14 protein-coding genes and 2 pseudogenes are annotated in these 15,974 nt (G+C 61.1%); 12 read left to right on the top strand and 4 right to left on the bottom strand.

Going from position 1 to position 15,974, the window contains the following annotated elements; genetic code table 11:
- The first annotated feature begins 2 nt into the window (after nucleotides 1-2).
- A complete protein-coding gene (locus IPP88_09940; GenBank protein ID MBL0123020.1) occupies nucleotides 3-1,178 on the top strand; it encodes a lipid-transfer protein in 1,176 nt (391 codons plus the stop codon).
- A gap of 9 nt (nucleotides 1,179-1,187) precedes the next feature.
- Here IPP88_09940 and IPP88_09935 read toward each other — a convergent pair whose 3' ends face one another.
- Nucleotides 1,188-1,745, bottom strand: a complete 558-nt coding sequence (locus IPP88_09935) for a hypothetical protein (protein ID MBL0123019.1) — start codon at nucleotides 1,743-1,745, stop codon at nucleotides 1,188-1,190.
- Between the two features lie 132 nt (nucleotides 1,746-1,877).
- Here IPP88_09935 and IPP88_09930 point away from each other — a divergent pair, with 132 nt between their 5' ends.
- From IPP88_09930 to IPP88_09895, 8 genes and pseudogenes are all read left to right on the top strand, one after another.
- Nucleotides 1,878-2,981: an acyl-CoA/acyl-ACP dehydrogenase gene (locus IPP88_09930; protein MBL0123018.1), complete on the top strand. Its 1,104-nt coding sequence runs from the start codon at nucleotides 1,878-1,880 to the stop codon at nucleotides 2,979-2,981.
- A gap of 1 nt (nucleotide 2,982) precedes the next feature.
- Nucleotides 2,983-4,161 carry an acyl-CoA dehydrogenase family protein gene (locus IPP88_09925; protein ID MBL0123017.1) on the top strand — a complete coding sequence of 393 codons (1,179 nt, stop codon included), beginning with the start codon at nucleotides 2,983-2,985 and terminating at the stop codon, nucleotides 4,159-4,161.
- 7 nt (nucleotides 4,162-4,168) lie between these two features.
- Nucleotides 4,169-5,245 carry an MBL fold metallo-hydrolase gene (locus IPP88_09920; protein MBL0123016.1) on the top strand — a complete coding sequence of 359 codons (1,077 nt, stop codon included), beginning with the start codon at nucleotides 4,169-4,171 and terminating at the stop codon, nucleotides 5,243-5,245.
- Nucleotides 5,246-5,287: 42 nt separating this feature from the next.
- Nucleotides 5,288-6,472: an acyl-CoA dehydrogenase family protein gene (locus IPP88_09915; GenBank protein MBL0123015.1), complete on the top strand. Its 1,185-nt coding sequence runs from the start codon at nucleotides 5,288-5,290 to the stop codon at nucleotides 6,470-6,472.
- Between the two features lie 11 nt (nucleotides 6,473-6,483).
- A complete protein-coding gene (locus IPP88_09910) occupies nucleotides 6,484-7,623 on the top strand; it encodes an acyl-CoA dehydrogenase (GenBank protein MBL0123014.1) in 1,140 nt (379 codons plus the stop codon).
- 37 nt (nucleotides 7,624-7,660) lie between these two features.
- Nucleotides 7,661-8,836: a steroid 3-ketoacyl-CoA thiolase gene (locus tag IPP88_09905; GenBank protein ID MBL0123013.1), complete on the top strand. Its 1,176-nt coding sequence runs from the start codon at nucleotides 7,661-7,663 to the stop codon at nucleotides 8,834-8,836.
- 17 nt (nucleotides 8,837-8,853) lie between these two features.
- A pseudogene (locus IPP88_09900) lies at nucleotides 8,854-9,757 on the top strand (SDR family NAD(P)-dependent oxidoreductase).
- A gap of 17 nt (nucleotides 9,758-9,774) precedes the next feature.
- Entirely contained in the window at nucleotides 9,775-11,220 is a 1,446-nt protein-coding gene (locus IPP88_09895; GenBank protein ID MBL0123012.1) for a coniferyl aldehyde dehydrogenase, read from the top strand.
- Between the two features lie 18 nt (nucleotides 11,221-11,238).
- Here the strand turns inward: IPP88_09895 and IPP88_09890 are convergent, their stop codons facing one another.
- The 3 genes from IPP88_09890 to IPP88_09880 all read right to left on the bottom strand — a co-directional run bounded on the left by IPP88_09890 (nucleotide 11,239) and on the right by IPP88_09880 (nucleotide 13,092).
- Nucleotides 11,239-11,613 (bottom strand): MaoC family dehydratase, encoded by a 375-nt coding sequence (locus IPP88_09890; GenBank protein MBL0123011.1) that lies wholly within the window; start codon nucleotides 11,611-11,613, stop codon nucleotides 11,239-11,241.
- A 139-nt stretch (nucleotides 11,614-11,752) separates the two neighbouring features.
- A complete protein-coding gene (locus tag IPP88_09885; protein ID MBL0123010.1) occupies nucleotides 11,753-12,256 on the bottom strand; it encodes a hypothetical protein in 504 nt (167 codons plus the stop codon).
- Between the two features lie 11 nt (nucleotides 12,257-12,267).
- Entirely contained in the window at nucleotides 12,268-13,092 is an 825-nt protein-coding gene (locus IPP88_09880) for an SDR family oxidoreductase (GenBank protein MBL0123009.1), read from the bottom strand.
- A gap of 230 nt (nucleotides 13,093-13,322) precedes the next feature.
- On the opposite strand from IPP88_09880, the pseudogene IPP88_09875 reads away from it, so the two are divergent.
- The 3 genes and pseudogenes from IPP88_09875 to IPP88_09865 all read left to right on the top strand — a co-directional run bounded on the left by IPP88_09875 (nucleotide 13,323) and on the right by IPP88_09865 (nucleotide 15,971).
- A pseudogene (locus IPP88_09875) lies at nucleotides 13,323-13,801 on the top strand (nuclear transport factor 2 family protein).
- 871 nt (nucleotides 13,802-14,672) lie between these two features.
- On the top strand, nucleotides 14,673-14,957 hold the full coding sequence (locus IPP88_09870; protein ID MBL0123008.1) for a hypothetical protein: 285 nt from the start codon (nucleotides 14,673-14,675) through the stop codon (nucleotides 14,955-14,957).
- A gap of 204 nt (nucleotides 14,958-15,161) precedes the next feature.
- Nucleotides 15,162-15,971 (top strand): SDR family oxidoreductase, encoded by an 810-nt coding sequence (locus IPP88_09865; GenBank protein MBL0123007.1) that lies wholly within the window; start codon nucleotides 15,162-15,164, stop codon nucleotides 15,969-15,971.
- The last annotated feature ends 3 nt before the right edge of the window (nucleotides 15,972-15,974 follow it).

Genomic DNA, 15,974 nt, shown 5'->3' with positions numbered 1-15,974 from the left:
CGATGGTTGCGAAGATTTCAGACAAGGCCGCGATCGTCGGCATAGGCGCCACAGAGTTTTCCAAGGACTCCGGGCGCTCGGAATTGGCCCTGGCCGCCGAGGCCGTGAAAAAGGCGCTTGACGACTGCGGTCTCAAGCCATCCGATGTCGACGGCATGGTGACGTTCACGATTGACCAGAACGAGGAAGTCGATGTCGCTCGCGCCATCGGTTGCGAGAATCTCAAGTTCTATTCGCGTGTCCCCTATGGCGGTGGTGCGGCTACCGGCACTCTGATGCAGGCCGCGATGGCGGTGGCCACCGGTGTCGCCGAGGTGGTGGTTTGCTACCGCGCCCTCAACGGGCGTTCCGGTCAGCGTTACTCCGACGGCGTGTCAGGCAACCTAATCACCGGCAGCGCCATACATTACGGCTGGTACATGCCCTTCGGCCTGCTGACTCCTGCTTCCTGGGTGGCGATGTTCACCAAGCGTTACATGCACATCACAGGCTGCACCCAGGACGCCCTGTTCGAGGTGGCTCACGCAACGCGGCAGTATGCGGTAAACAACCCGGCGGCATTCTTTTATCAGCGTTCCTTCGACCGTGCCGAGTACGATTCGGCGAAGAAGATCTGTGATCCCCTGAAGCTTTTTGACTGCTGTCAGGAAAGTGACGGCGGTTGCGCCGTGGTGGTGACGACACCGGCGCGGGCACGCGATCTCAAGCAGCCAGGCGTACTGATCCGCGGTGTTGCATCCTGCCTGGCGAAGGATCAGGAGGAGATGACGTCCTTCTACAGGCCGGAGATTGCTCGCATCCCCGAAATGGACATCGCCGCCAGGGAAGTCTATGCGCAGTGCGGGCTGCGGCCGGACGATATTGATGCCGCGGTGATTTACGATGCATTCTCCTCCATCGTGCTCTGGCAACTCGAATCATGGGGTTTCTGCGAGTATGGTGAAGCTGAGGCCTTCGTAAAGGCCGGCAATCTTCGGCCGGGCGGTCGCCTGCCTACCAACACTCATGGAGGCCAGTTGTCCGAGGCCTACATTCATGGTGTCAACGGCATCATGGAGGCGGTGCGCCTGGTGCGCGGCACGTCCGTCAACCAGCCGAAGAAGGCCATCAATAACGCTTTGGTCACCTCAGGTGTGGGCGTGCCGACAGGTGGAGCGATTCTGGGCCGGATGGTTTAGGTGGAACTATCAGGCTCGGCCGTGACTGTTCTTGAGCGAGGCAAACTGCCGTGCCATCGGTTCTGGAAGATTGCTGACGAGGTGCATCGTGGCAATGAACTCCTGCAAGATCTCCAGAGAGAAGGATTCCAGTTGGCCGGACACGTCAGGAGACACGCTGAGGCGGTTCGTGCCTTCCCGCACCAGCCAGTTGCGCGCCTCCAGTTCTCTCACCTTACGCCTGACGGTTTCGCGCGGGATACCGGTGGCTTCGCTGATCGAAAGCGCGTTGCAGGGGGCAACTTTCTCAAGTTCGAAGGCCTTGACCAGTTGCTTCCAGTTCTGAGGTTTTTTCTTGCTTTCGGCTATCAGCGTGCGCAAGGCGCGCGAGATGTTGTATTGCGCGATTTCACCGAAGACCAGCGCCATCGCCAGGTCACCATCGAATACCTGGTAGGCGCGGCGCAAATAGCCCGTCGTGAAGCGGTTGATTAATGTTCCGAGCAGTAGGCGCTTGTCGGTCGTCTCGCTGATGAAATCGCTGATGCTGAGGGATGGTGCGATGGGGTTGATCGACTTGGATGGCATCTGAGATCCGGAACAATGCGAACTACCCATTATGAGCATTTTCCGCTGCAAGCCCAAGTTGGCAGGACCTATGATCAGCCTACGGCTCTCTTGCCACAAGAACATTGAAGCAACCATTGAAAAGACGCGACGATGAATTTTCTTATGAACGAGGACCAGCGGGCAATTGTTGATCTAGCGGCAGCCTTGTTTGTGGATCACTGCGCCGACGACCAGATTCTTCGCTTCTGGTCAGGAACCGAGCCATATGATCGGACCCTTTGGAGCAAGCTCGCCGAGACGGGTCTGCTCGGCCTGATGCTTCCGGAGGAGCACGGCGGGAGCGGTCTGGGGATGATCGAGGTAATTGCCGTGCTCGAATGCCAAGGCCGCTATCTGGCCCCGGCACCGCTTTGGAACAGCCAATTGGCGGCAGCGACGCTTGCCCGCTTCAGCAGCGATACTGCCAAAGGGCGCTTGCTGCAAGAACTTGTTTCAGGAGAGAAGCTGGGTACTCTTAGCTTGGAAGGGCTCTTGTCCAGTCGGGGCCTTTCCTTGCATGCTGAGAAGGCCGGAGGGAAGTGGTCTTTACTTGGCCGCTGCCCGGCGGTACCCCTGGCGCTTGAATCAAGCGTGGCGCTATTGCCCGCGAAGACAGCGGATGGTGTTCGCGTGTTCGTCGTCGACTTGGCGCTGCAGGGCATAAAGAAAATCGGCGGCGTGATGACCCACCACGAACCCGCGGCCGATCTGGAGTTCGACGAATTATCATTGCCCGCCGAGGCGGTGCTCGCCGACGACGCGCTGGAATGGCTAGCGCCGCGCGCCGCTGCCTGCCTCGGTGCGCTTCAGCTCGGTGTTGCGGGGGAAGCCTTGAAACGGGCGGTCGCCTATACCAGCGAACGTATCCAGTTCGATCATCCCATCGCCACCTTTCAGGCCATTTCGCAGAAGGCGGCCGACTGCCTGATCGACGTCGAGGCCCTGCGTTCGTCGCTCTGGCAACTGGCCTGGCGGCTCGATGCCGGCCTCGAGTCGGCAGGCGCTGCGGCCTCGGTAAGGGCCTGGGCCTGCGATACCGGGCATCGCGTCTCCCATGCAGCGCAACATATGCACGGCGGCATGGGCGCCGACACCAGTTACCCCATCCATCGCTATACGCTGTGGAGCCGGGCGATCGAAATCACCTGCGGCGGCGTGTCCTCCAACCTGGACGCGCTGGGTCTCTGGCTGAATGCTGCGGAAGTGGAGCTCTGACATGCATGTTGATCTGACACCTGAACAACGCGCGCTGAAGCAGGAAATCAGGGCCTATTTCATCAGCATCGTCACTTCCGAATACCTGGCGCTGAGGCATGACTTTGGCAACAAGGACAGGCTGGCTGCCTACAAGGGGCTGATCCGCCGCATGGGCGCGGACGGCTGGCTGACCGTGGGCTGGCCCAAGGAATATGGAGGCAAGGGTTACACGCCCCTGGAGCAGTTGATCTTCTTCGAGGAAGCCTTTCTCGCAGGTGCCATACTGCCCTTCGTGACCATCAACACCGTGGGACCGGCGCTGATGACACATGGCTCCGAAGCGCACAAGAAGAAGTTTCTTCCCGGCATGGCCGCCGGCGAAATCCATTTTGCTATCGGCTATACGGAACCGTCGGCCGGCACCGATCTCGCCACCTTGAAGACTGCTGCGGCACTGGATGGCGACGCCTTTCAGGTCAATGGCCAGAAAGTATTCACTTCGGACATCGACGCTGCCGACTACGTCTGGCTGGCCTGCCGCACCGATCCCAAGCTGGCACGGCACAAGGGCGTATCCATCCTCATCGTCGATACCGGGTCGGCGGGTGTCTCCTGGACGCCGATCTACACAGTCGGACACCAGACTTTTGCGTCGTACTACGACAACGTGCGCGTGCCGGCCGACATGCTGGTGGGGCAACTGAACGGCGGCTGGAAGCTGATCACGTCGCAGTTGAACCATGAGCGCATCGGCCTGGGCGCCATCGGCGTGCTGGCACGCGGCTGCTTCATGGAAACCCTCAACTGGGCGCGCAGCGCCGACGAGTCGTGCATGCGGCCCATCGACAAGCCCTGGGTGGCCAGCGCCCTGGCTGACTGCTATCGCCAGTTGGAGGCCATGCGCCTGCTCAATTACCGCATGGCTGCCGACCTCACCATAGGCAGGATGGATGTGGGCCTGGCTTCAGCAGCGAAAGTCTTCGGCACCGAAACACCCATCTCCGTACTGCGCAAGCTTATGGAAGTGGCCGGCGTGGGCGGGCTATATCGCCATGGTAGCGCTTCCGCCGTGCTGGCGGGCAAACTTGAAGAAGAGTACCGCGCGGCGCTGATCAATACTTTTGGTGGCGGGGTCAACGAACTGCTGCGCGACATGGCCGCCCAATTCGGGCTTGGCATGCCGCGGGCCGGACGCTAGGGCGGGGATGGGCAAGCAGCGGGCGTTGCAGGCGAGAGTTGCGGCGAGCGGCGAAGCCGACGGCCTGCAGCCGCTCTCTTTTCCTTTCCAGGCGCCTGCCTGCGACGGCAGCCTGGTCGATGTGGTGCCCGGCAGCATCAAGTGGCTGCGCATGCCGTTGCCGATGGCGCTGGATCACATCAACCTCTACCTGGTGCGCGACGGGGCGGGCTGGCGCATGATCGACACCGGCTTCGACACCAGGGAGACGCGTGCGCTCTGGGACCGCATACTGCCCGCTCTCGACGGTCCGGTCACGGGCATCATCAGCACACATCACCACGGCGATCACTGCGGGCTCGCCGGTTGGTTGACGGAAAAGCTGCGCGTACCGCTCTACATGAGCCGCGCCGAATACTTTGCCATGCGTCTGTTCGGCGAGAAATCCTCGCTAGACTCCTGGGAGTACAAGGAATACTTCTACCGCGTCGGAATGAGCCAGGAAAGGCTGGCGAAGTTGGCGCAGGCGATGCAGAAGTTCCATTCCGAATCGCCGCTGGCCCGCGCCTACCAGCGCTTGCGGGACGGCGACAGCCTTGTCGTGGACGGGCGGGAATGGCGGGTGCGCGGTGGCGAAGGCCACTCGCCCGAGCACTGCGCACTGCACTGCGCCGAACTGGGAGTCCTGCTCAGCGGGGATCAGTTGCTGGCCCGCATCAGTCCCAACGTCGGCGTGCTGCCCTTCGAACCTGCGGCCAATCCGCTCAAGGACTGGTTCATCTCTCTGGAACGCATCGGCAAGTTGCCGGACGATACGCTGGTATTGCCGGCTCACGAACTGCCTTTCTACGGGCTCGGCAGAAGAGCGCTGGAGTTGAAGCAGCACCATCTCGGCGTGCTCGATCGCGTGCTGGAACTATGCAGGGAGTTGCCCGACAGCATCTACGGACTGTCGCAGCGACTATTCACCGACCGGCGCAGCGCGCTCGACGACATCCTGGCGGTCAGCGAGACCCTGGCCCATCTGGCCTACCTGCTCGAGCAGGGTCGCATCTCGCGCCGTTTGACAGCCGAGGGCAGTTATGAATTTCGGATCGCCGCCTGAGAATGCTGCCGGCGCCTCACCGGCTTGACCAAGGAGCAGAGTTTGGACGAACTACAGACCTTTCGTACCGAGGTGAGCGCCTGGCTTGAAGCCAATTGCCCATTCTCGATGCGCACGCCGCCCGGCGAGGGCGAACTGGTGATGTCGGGCAGCCACGTCGAGTTCCAGAGCGAGGATCAGAGGCTCTGGTATGAGCGCATGCGCGAGAAGGGCTGGTTTGCGCCGGGCTGGCCGGTAGCCTACGGCGGCGGCGGCCTTGATGCGGCACATGTACGAGTGCTGGAGACCGAGATGTCGCGGTTGCGCTGCCGGCCGCCGCAGATCAACCTCGGCATTTGGATGATTGGACCAGTACTGATCGAGTTCGGCAGCGACGAGCAGAAGCAGGCTTTCCTGCCGGCCACGGCGCGCGGCATGATCGGCTGGTGTCAGGGTTTCAGCGAGCCCAATGCAGGCTCTGATCTGGCTTCGCTGAAGACGAGTGCGGTGCAGGACGGCACCGATTTCGTCGTGAACGGCTCGAAGATTTGGACCTCGCACGCCCATCATGCCGACTACATGTACGCCCTGGTGCGTACCGACAACCAAGTACCTAAGCAGCAAGGCATCAGCATGCTGCTGATAGACATGAAGTCTCCGGGCATAGACGTGAGGCCGATCGACCTGCTTAGCGGCAAGTCGCACTTCTGCCAGGTGTTCTTCGACAATGTCAGGGTAGCGGCGAAAAACCTGGTCGGGCCCCTCCACGGCGGCTGGGGCGTGGCCAAGCGCCTGTTGCAGCATGAGCGCACTGCAATGTCCAAATTTGCCGAACTCAATATGCCCGGTCCCGACCTCGTGGGCGTGGTGCGACGCGTCTGTGCCGACTCGACGGGCCGCATTGGCAATGCCGTCCTGCGCGACAAGGTGGCGGGTCTGGAAATGGAGGCGCAGGCGCAACGTCTCACACAGCAGCGCATCGTCGAAATGGCGAAAGCGCACCAAGATGTGTTCAAGGTAGTGGCGACCATGAAATACCAGATGGCCGAGACCGAGAAGCGCAGCGCTGAGACCATGGTGGCAGCACTTGGCCTGCAGGGCCTGGGATGGGAGAGTGACGGCTTCAGCCCTGAGGAACTCGAGGTCACCCGGCAATGGCTGAATGCCAAGTCGCTGTCCATCGCCGGCGGCAGTTCGGAGATCCAGCTCAACATCATCGCCAAGCGCGTCCTCGGCTTGCCGGAATAGGGAAGATCAACGTGGCAATGTTATTTGATTCCGAACAGCAACTTCTGGCCGATACGGCGCGCGATTTTTTCGCGCAGTACACGCCCCCGGCCGCGTTGCGCAGGCTGCGCGACAGCAAGGATGATCTCGGCTACGAGCCCGAAGTCTGGCGCCGGATGGTTGATCTGGGCTGGAGCGCGATCGTTTTTCCCGAAGCCCACGGTGGCCTCGATTTCGGCTACAAGGGACTGGGCGCGGTATTCGAGCAGGCCGGCCGCTGTCTCGCCGCCACTCCGCTGTTCGGGACGGTCGCGCTTGGCGGCAGCGTCGTGATGCTTGGCGGAAGCGAGGCGCAAAAAGCGCAGAAGCTGCCGGGGGTCATCGCCGGCGAGACCTTGTTCGCGCTGGCCCTAGACGAGAAGTCGCGGCATGACCCGCGCGGCGTGGCGATGCGGGCAGTGGCGAGTGGCGACGGCTTCGTCCTCGACGGCACCAAGTCGTTCGTGGTCGACGGCGGCATTGCCGATCAACTGGTAGTCGTCGCGCGCAGCGGGGGTAGTCCCGGATTTGCCGAGGGCCTGAGCCTGTTCCTGGTCGATGCCGGGGCGGCCGGGGTAACGAAACTGAAACGCAATCTCGTCGACAGCCGCAACATGGCGGCAATCAGTTTCGAAAAGGTCCGTGTTCCAGCAGGCGCGCTGCTCGGGCAGGTCGGGCAGGGTGGGGAACTGCTCGATGCAGTGCTCGACCGCGCTCGCGTCTGCCTCAGCGCAGAGATGCTGGGTGCCGCCGGCTGGCTGTTCGACACCACGGTGGCCTATCTCAAGGAACGCATCCAGTTCGACGTGCCGATAGGTTCCTTCCAGGCCTTGCAGCACCGCGCGGCGCAGATGCACGTGGCGCTTGAGATGAGCCGAAGTACGGTGTTGGCGGCCTTGGCGGCGATAGACGATAACTCCCCGCAGCTCCCCGTTCTGGCCAGTTTGGCCAAGGCCAAGGTCAGCGAGACCTTGGAACTTGTCAGCAACGAGGCCGTGCAGATGCATGGGGGCATAGGCATGACCGACGAACTCGATGTCGGCCTCTATCTCAAGCGCGCCCGCGTGCAGCAGCAACTGCTCGGCGACGCGTCCTTCCACCGGGATCGTTACGCAAGCCTGCTGGGCTTCTGAGCGCACCCCATTCATTCATGATAAACAGGAGCAAGACATGGCAGAAGCAGTCATCGTAGAAGCGTGCAGGACGCCCATTGCCCGCGGCAAACCCATCGTCGGCGAACTTTCCGGCCTGCACGTGACCAAGCTGCTGTCGGCAACCTTCGAGGAACTGGTACGCCGCACCGGCATCGACTATGCCGACGTCGACCTGGTTGCCGGCGGTTGCGTCACGCAGGCCGGCGAGCAGTCCAACAACATTACGCGCCAGGCTTGGCTGTCGATGGGCAAGAACTACAGCACCGGCGGCTATACCGTCGACGCCCAGTGCGGCTCCGCCCAGGCCTGCAACCATATGATCTCGGCCCTCGTCGGCGCCGGATCGCTGGATGTCGGCATCGCCTGCGGCGTCGAGATGATGAGCCACGTACCGCTGGGTTCCAACGTCATCAATGGCCCCGGCTACTTCATACCGCAAGACTGGCCCTGGGATACCGCCCAGACCCAATTCGAGATGGCCGAGCGTATTGCCAAGAACCGCGGCCTGACACGCGAGATGGCCGATGCCCTGGCCTGTGAATCGCAGCGCCGGGCCAAGGTGGCCTGGGCCGAGGGACGCTTCGACCGTGAGGTGGTCCCCATCGAGGCACCGGTGCTAGGCGAGGATGGCAAGCCCACCGGCGCTACCCGCCTTGTGACACGCGACCAGGGCTTGCGCGATACCACCATGGAGGGCCTCGCGGCGCTGAAGCCCATGATTCCTGGGGGGGTGACCACCGCAGGCAGCAGTTCGCAGGTTTCCGACGGTGCCGCAGCCGTACTCTGGATGAGTGCCGCCGAGGCCAAGAAACGCGGCCTGAAGCCGCGCGCCCGCATCATCACCGACTGCGTCGTCGGTGCCGACCCCCACTATGGCCTCGATGGTCCGATCGACGCCACCGCACGCCTGTTCAAGCGCAGTGGCATGAAGCTGAGCGACATCGACCTGGTTGAGATCAACGAGGCATTTGCTGCCGTGGTGCTCTCCTGGGCCCAGGTGTACGACGCCGACATGAGCAAGGTGAACGTCAATGGCGGCGCCATGGCGATGGGCCATCCGGTCGGTTCCACCGGCGCGCGCCTGATTTGTACCGCGCTTCATGAGTTGGAACGGCTGGACAAGACGACGGCATTGATCACCATGTGCTGCGGCGCCAACGTCGGCACCGGAACCATCATCGAACGCATTTGACACAAGGAGAGAACAGCATGGGCAATCTGACAGGCAAGGTCGCGATCATTACCGGCGCAGGGCAGGGACTGGGGCGCGAGGAGGCGCTGCAATTGGCGCGGCAGGGCGCACGCATCGTGATCAATGACATCGACCTGCCCAAGGCCGCCGAAGCGGCCCAGCAGACCGTCGCCGACATCAAGGCGCTGGGTGGCGAGGCGATCGCCGTGCTCGGCGACTGTGCCGACACCGCGGCCGCCGGCAATCTCTTCAAGACGGCGCTGGATACCTTCGGCGACGTGAACATCATGGTCAATAACGCCGGCTATACGCGCGACAAGACCATCTACGGCATGAGCGACGACGAGTTCGATTCCGTGGTGCGCGTTCACCTGCGCGGGCATTTCGTCAATATGCGCAATGCCGCCAAGTACTGGCGCGAGAAGGCAAAGTCCGGTCCGGTTTATGGCCGCCTGGTCAGCACCTCCTCGGAGGCCATGCTCTACGCGTCGCCGGGCCAGCCCAACTACGCACCGGCCAAGGCGGGCATCGCGGCGCTAAGTCTCGGAGTTGCCGCCCTGATGCTCAAGATGGGTGTCACCTGCAACGTGATCCTGCCGCGCGGGCGTACCGCCATGACCGAGAACATGCCGCATGCGGCGATGTTCGCCAAGCCGCCGGAAGGGTTCGACGTCTTCGATCCGGCCAACGTCGCCCCGCTGGTCGGCTATCTCGCCTCCGGAAGCCGGCCATATTTCCGGCGAATTGTTCGTGGTCTGGGGTGGCCGTGTCACCATCGTGCAACGGCCACGGCTGGACGTTTCCTATGACAACCCGAAGGGCGGCAAATGGGACATCGCTGACATGCACGCCACTCTGTCGCAGTACTTCGACGATAAGCACCGGCCGGTGCTGGACGGTTACGGCGTACCTCCACAGTAATCGATGTAGTTCAGCAAATGCCCGAACGCGCCCTGGCGGAATCACCGACGGAAACGGAAATGCTGGCGCATCTGCTGCGGCAGCGCAGCGCCTTCATTGCCGAGGGCCCGGTAGCTGCGGCAACTCGCCGTGACCGCCTGCGCCGCAGCGTCGAGCTACTGAAGACGAATTGCGACACGATCTGCGAATTGATTTCGGCGGATTTCGGCGGACGCCATCCGGCGGCCACGATCATGCTTGACGTGCAGGCGCCGATCACGACGCTCAAGTACGCGCAAAAGCACGTCGATGCCTGGATGCGGCCGCAGCGGCGGCGTGGCGTGTTTCCCTTCAACCTGTTCGGCGCCCGCGCCGAAGTGCGTTACCAGCCAAAGGGTGTGGTCGGGGTAGCGGGCACCTGGAACGGACCGTTGTTCATGATCTTTGCACCGCTGGCAAGCGTCTTCGCCGCCGGCAACCGCGCCATGGTCAAACCCTCCGACCTGTCGCCGCGGACATCCGAATGGCTTGCCGATGCGGTTGCACAGTATTTCGATCCACTCGAACTATCGGTGGTCACGGGTGGAGTCGGCGTCGCCCAGGCATTCACGCGCCTGCCCTTTGATCACTTGGTCTTCACCGGTAGCGCCGCAATCGCGCGCAGCGTAATGCGCGAGGCTGCGGCGCACTTGGTGCCGCTGACCCTCGAGCTTGGCGGCAACTCGCCTGCCATCATTGGTCGCAGCGCCGACCTGTCGCGTGCGGTCGAGCGGATTGCTGTGGGCAAAGCGCAGAACAACGGGCAAATCTGTGTGACGCCAGACACCATATACGTCCCGCGTGAGAGGGTAGATGCGTTTGTGGCTGAATTCAAGCGGCGCTGGACTTCAATGTTTCCCCGCATCAGCGGCAACCCGGACGTGACCTGCGTAGCGAACGATCGGCATATGCAACGCGTTGAAGCTAAGATCGAAGAGGCGCGTGCCGCAGGTGCCCGTGTGGAGGCGGCGGGCACTGCCGATGATGGCGCCGCCGACCGCCGCCGGCCGATGCGGCTGGTGATCGATCCGCCGGCCAACAGCGGTATTGCGCGCGAAGAGATTTTTGGCCCGGCGATGGCCGTGGTCGGCTACGACAGTATCGAAGACGTCGTCGCCGGCGTTAACAGCAGCGAGCGACCGCTGGCGCTTTATTATTTTGGCGACGACGCGACCGAGCGGGAATATGTGCTTGGGCACACGCTATCAGGAGGCGTTACGGTCAACGACGTGATGCTCCACGTCGCGATAAATGATGCACCCTTCGGCGGTGTGGGCGCCTCAGGCATGGGACACTACAATGGACCGGAAGGCTTTGCCGAGTTCAGCCATGCGCGTAGCGTGTATCGCGCCGGCTGGTGGGACCCGCGAAATGTATTGGGCATGAACCCGCCATTTACAGACAAGTTCCTGACGATGCTCAAGGATAACGTGCGCCGGTCCTGAGGCGGCACAGCTTCGATGCTAGAGATAGACAAACATCATTTCGTACACCAGCGCTGCCGACTCCTGGCCGACAATGTGCAGGTGGGTCTCTGCCACCATCTTGGTCTTCTTGGTGCTGACTTCGATTTCTTTGATGCGGCTGCGGGCGTGAATCTCGCTATCGACCGGGACGGCGCCTAGGAAGCGCAACCTGTCTGAGCCATAGTTCATCATGTGCCTGTAGCCAGTCACTAGTGTTGTTACGTCGGGCAGGGAATTGAAGCGTGAGAGCATCGACAGCAACAGAAAGCCGTGGGCGATGGTTGTTTTGAAGGGGCTCTCCTTCCTACAGCGCTCCACATCTACATGCAGCCAGGTGTGGTCACCGGAGAGTTCGGCGAAATGGTTGATCATTTCCTGGGTAACCTTGACGTTGTTGCTCCACGGGCCGAAGCTTTCTGAGACCAACGTATTCAGTGCTACGGCGTCTTGGTAATGTTTAGATTGCCCCACGGTTCTTCTCCTTGTTGACTAATTGCGCGCCGGCTTTCTTTTATGCAACAGCGCGGCAAGCCACACTAGGCCCACGAAATAGAGAATACCGGCACCCAGCCCCATCAAAAGGCCGGAAAGTCGAAGGCGGCCTGTATGGGGGAATCGTGGCGACGGTCAGAAAGAGCATCGTCGACATATTCACCGCAAGTGTCAGCCAACCCACAATCTGAAAATAGACGAGTACCAAAATGATGGCGAGAAATACGGCAAGCCCCGCGTTGCCAAGTCTCAAGGGTAGTTGCTGGAGCGAATAGGCGATCAATAGGCCTACGACCGCTCCGACGATTGCCTTAGGTAGCATTCCCATCTGGGCGTGGTTCAAGCCCGCCCAATAGAGCAGGAACAGGAATGCCACCCAGACCTCGGTGATGCCGAGTAGGTGCGTGATCCACAGAAACGCGCCTATCACCACTACCAAGCCAAAGAGGACCAAGAGTCCTTTCCTTGGCGACAAGGCGGCGGATGCGGCTGAGCCGTCATGGCCGTGCGTAACGTCGTTCATTTTGGGTCTACCTATTTGAAGTAAGAGCCGCCATTGGCGACGATGTCGGCGCCAGTGATCATCGCGGCCTCGTCCGAGGCGACGAAGGCGACGACGTTGGCAATGTCGTCCGGCTCGGCAATTCGCCCCAATGGAATCGCCGCGATCATTGAGTCCTTCCAGCTTTGCGGCACATTGCCCATAATCGGCGTGTTGACCGGCCCGGGCATTACATTATTGACGCGGATGCCGCGAGGACCCAACTCGCGCGCAAGGCTGCGCACGAGACCGATCAAGGCAGCCTTGGAAGCGGCGTAGTGCGGCGCGCCTTCTCCCGACATCGCAGAGGTGCTCGAAATATTGGCGATCGAGCCCTTGATCGAATGCCTGGTCATTACGCGCAGGGCCTCGCGTATGCAGTAGAAACTACCGTGCAGGTTGACATTGAGGACACCGTGCCAGCCCTCGTCCTGCATGTCGATGGTGATATCGGGAAACACCGTCGGCGTCTCGCCGCGCGCGATCTGCGCGTTGCGCTCGGCAATCCGCGCGACCTGCTTGTCATAGCCGTCCTTCCTTGCGCTGCCGATGCCGGCATTGTTGACTAGAACGTCGAGGCGACCGTACCTTTCATCGACTTCGGCGAACAGTGCCTGCACCGCAGCGCTGTCGGCGATGTTGCAGATGCGGGCGATGCCGACGTCGGCTCCGATCAGATCCAGCGTCTCGCGCACACCGGCCTCCTTGACGTCGACAGCCACGATCTTGGCGCCTTCGCGTGCCAGGCGCTGCGCGATGGCGCGTCCCATCCCTTGCCCGGCACCGGTGATGACAGCGACCTTATTTGCGAATCTCATGCTGTGCCTCCCATATGAACGGATTCCGGTATTAGTTTTCCGATACAACCGGGCCACCGCGATGATCAAGGGAAGACCTTAGAGAAGATAGCTATCAATTTCATCATCCGATTGGACTATCCCAGTCTCGCCTTCACCTGCAACAATGCGGTCATGACCGCCGAGAATCTGCGTAAGTAGGCCTTTGCGCCCGTCGCAGTCGGTGCCATGTCCCCACCGGAGAATCTGAAGTGATCGACCTCGAATCCATAGAACTGATCAAGCAGCTTAAAGCCCGCTACTTCCGCTCCATTGATACCTGTGACCTGAAGACGCTGGAGCAGGTCTTCACGCCGGATGCCTGGATACATTATCGCAGTCCGACATACGACATCCGTCGCGAAGGTTGGCAGGCGGAACTGGAGGAATTTTTCCGCCTTGGCTTTACCGAAACCAAGTTCGGCATGCATCACGGCCACCTGCCGGAGATCACGGTCAATGGTCATACGGCGACCGGCCTGTGGTATCTGCAGGATATTTTCTACAACCTGGAAGTGCAGAAGGTTTGTGAAGGGACGGCGCTCTATGAGGACGAGTACGTCCGTCTAGAAGGAGAATGGCGCATTCGATCCAGCTATTACGAAAGGTTGCTTAAGTAATACGTCCATTGCCCAAGGACATGCACTTCACATCAAAACCCATCGGCAAGGGTCCGGGACATCGGGAGTGACGCTTTGCCTTGTATGTGTCGGCGTCCCTTGATATGCGACTGCCAACGATACAGAGGCGTGATTTCAGGCGCGGCAAGCGCGTTTGCGACAGTTGACTAGTTCGGCAGGATGATCGGCCTGCTCTACGTCGCGCCACTCGATGCGCAGCGCAGAAGTAGCAGCCGACCCTGATGCGCATTCGCGATCTAATCGGCGCCAAATATGCGACTTTGATCATGCGCTCGCTAAGTGCCGAAGACCTTGGCTTGCTCTGATGGCCATTGAAACGGTCATTGAACGAATACTACTTTTCCGGTTATCTTGCTTGCCTCTTCTGCGGCGTGCCGTGTGACGAAGTGGTGACGGTCGGGGACATCCCGTCCATTTCCTAATGGCGGCACGAGCCTAATTGCGTGACGTAGTGCATGCCACACGATGTTTGCCACGATTTTTGCCGTTGTTATCCGCACGCCGGACCATTCGATCTTTCCCTCTCGCATGCCTCCTGCAGAAGCAGGAGCGCCCTTCACGCAGGGGATCGTGAGCGGCTGGACCAGTTGTTGCCGTACTTGTGGGGCCTCCATGTAGTTTGATCGCAGCTAGCCGTTGCGCGCGCGCAATGTACAGGCGCTGGGCTTCTGACAATGGTGACCATCACGTTCGACAAGGCCGGACGCATGCCGCAGATGAACTCCAACGCGGAACAGTTGGCCAAGGCTGGGGGCGTCGCAGGCTGAACGGTGGACATCCGAAAGCCCACAAAGCCCGTGACAATTGCATTCTGCAGACGGCTATACGCAAACCGGTCGCACGTCTGTATCCGGTGAAGTTCAAGGTAAACGAGACCCTGTCGGTGACTCTGCGCTCGGGCACGGTCGCCCTCGAGCTGCAATGCATGCCAGCGCAGGACCGGCAGGCGGCGAAGACCAGCTGGCACTGCACTTCATGCGCGACGCCGAGACGCGCACGCAGGCGCGAGACAGCGTTGTCAGGCAACTGTTCAGTCTAAACCCGGCGGAGAATGCCTTGGCCATCGAACCGGCTAACGGATATTCTCTGGAAGAGGCGGCAGAGACCTTGGGACCAAACCGCAACACTGTGCGTGCCGTTTGCGCGCGATTATTCCAGGACCTGTGCGCGCCAACAGTCGAACCTGGTGCGTATCGTGCTGAATAGTGTCGTGGCATTCGGACTGGTGTTGGTTGGCCACAGCTAGTGAGGCCTGGACAGCACCGGCATCGACCCCCGCCCGCCCGCATCATTGGTAAGGCGCGCCACCTTGATGGGGATACCGTTTGAGCCGGGCCATCGTCCATTCAGACGACGAGGCCGTTTTGTCCACTACCTAAACTAGAGCAAGCAAGAATGAGGGGCAGCGTTATGTCTGTGAGATTCGATTATGCTGGTCAGGTCGTATTGGTGACGGGTGGTACGAAAGGTATCGGTCGCGGTATCGCCGAGGGGTTCCTCGGTGCTGGCGCCACCGTGATTGTTTGCGGTCGCAACGCGCCCGTCGAGGCTCCCAGCGCCGGCGGTCGTAACGCCGAGTTCATCTCCTGCGACGTGCGTGAGGCCGAGGCCATCAAAACACTTCTGGCCGAAGTGATGCGGCGCCACGGACGCCTCGATGTGCTGGTCAACAATGCTGGTGGCAGTCCTTCGGTGGCTGCCGCTACCGCTTCGCCAAGATTTCATGAAGGAATCATTCGTCTCAACTTGATCGCGCCTCTCAACGCTGCGCAGGCGGCAAACGCGATCATGCAGCTACAGGCTGAGGGAGGGGCCATCATTTTCATCGGCAGCATAGGTGCGCTGCGCCCGGCTCCGGGTACCGCCGCCTATTCCGCGGCCAAGGCCGGTATCGCCATGTTGGCTTGGGGCCTCGCCCAGGAGTGGTCGCCCAGGGTGCGGGTCACTGCGGTGAGTCCTGGTCTGGTGCATACCGACCAAGCTGACGTGCATTACGGTTCCATGGAAGTGTCGGAGGCCGTCGCCGCCACTATTCCCATGCGGCGAATGGCGACCCCAACGGACGTCGCCAACGCATGCCTAATGCTGGCGGCACCGGAATTGGCCTACACGGCTGGGTCGAATCTCTATGTCCATGGCGGCGGCGAGCCGCCGGTATTCCAATACGTGGTTGAGAGCCTGCTCAAAAACGCGACTGAGATGGGAGGCACGCTTGAGTAGAAA

The organism is Betaproteobacteria bacterium, from assembly GCA_016720925.1.
GTDB lineage: Bacteria > Pseudomonadota > Gammaproteobacteria > Burkholderiales > Usitatibacteraceae > UKL13-2.
This window is presented reverse-complemented; position numbering and strand designations above follow the sequence as displayed.

What these genes read in the sequence shown, in the direction of transcription:
- IPP88_09940 (MBL0123020.1), top strand. Translation starts at nt 3, where the DNA reads ATGGTTGCGAAGATTTCAGACAAGGCCGCGATCGTCGGCATAGGCGCC.
- IPP88_09935 (MBL0123019.1), bottom strand. Translation starts at nt 1,745, where the DNA reads ATGCCATCCAAGTCGATCAACCCCATCGCACCATCCCTCAGCATCAGC.
- IPP88_09930 (MBL0123018.1), top strand. Translation starts at nt 1,878, where the DNA reads ATGAATTTTCTTATGAACGAGGACCAGCGGGCAATTGTTGATCTAGCG.
- IPP88_09925 (MBL0123017.1), top strand. Translation starts at nt 2,983, where the DNA reads ATGCATGTTGATCTGACACCTGAACAACGCGCGCTGAAGCAGGAAATC.
- IPP88_09920 (MBL0123016.1), top strand. Translation starts at nt 4,169, where the DNA reads ATGGGCAAGCAGCGGGCGTTGCAGGCGAGAGTTGCGGCGAGCGGCGAA.
- IPP88_09905 (MBL0123013.1), top strand. Translation starts at nt 7,661, where the DNA reads ATGGCAGAAGCAGTCATCGTAGAAGCGTGCAGGACGCCCATTGCCCGC.
- IPP88_09895 (MBL0123012.1), top strand. Translation starts at nt 9,775, where the DNA reads ATGCCCGAACGCGCCCTGGCGGAATCACCGACGGAAACGGAAATGCTG.
- IPP88_09890 (MBL0123011.1), bottom strand. Translation starts at nt 11,613, where the DNA reads ATGATCAACCATTTCGCCGAACTCTCCGGTGACCACACCTGGCTGCAT.
- IPP88_09885 (MBL0123010.1), bottom strand. Translation starts at nt 12,256, where the DNA reads ATGAACGACGTTACGCACGGCCATGACGGCTCAGCCGCATCCGCCGCC.
- IPP88_09880 (MBL0123009.1), bottom strand. Translation starts at nt 13,092, where the DNA reads ATGAGATTCGCAAATAAGGTCGCTGTCATCACCGGTGCCGGGCAAGGG.
- IPP88_09870 (MBL0123008.1), top strand. Translation starts at nt 14,673, where the DNA reads ATGCATGCCAGCGCAGGACCGGCAGGCGGCGAAGACCAGCTGGCACTG.
- IPP88_09865 (MBL0123007.1), top strand. Translation starts at nt 15,162, where the DNA reads ATGTCTGTGAGATTCGATTATGCTGGTCAGGTCGTATTGGTGACGGGT.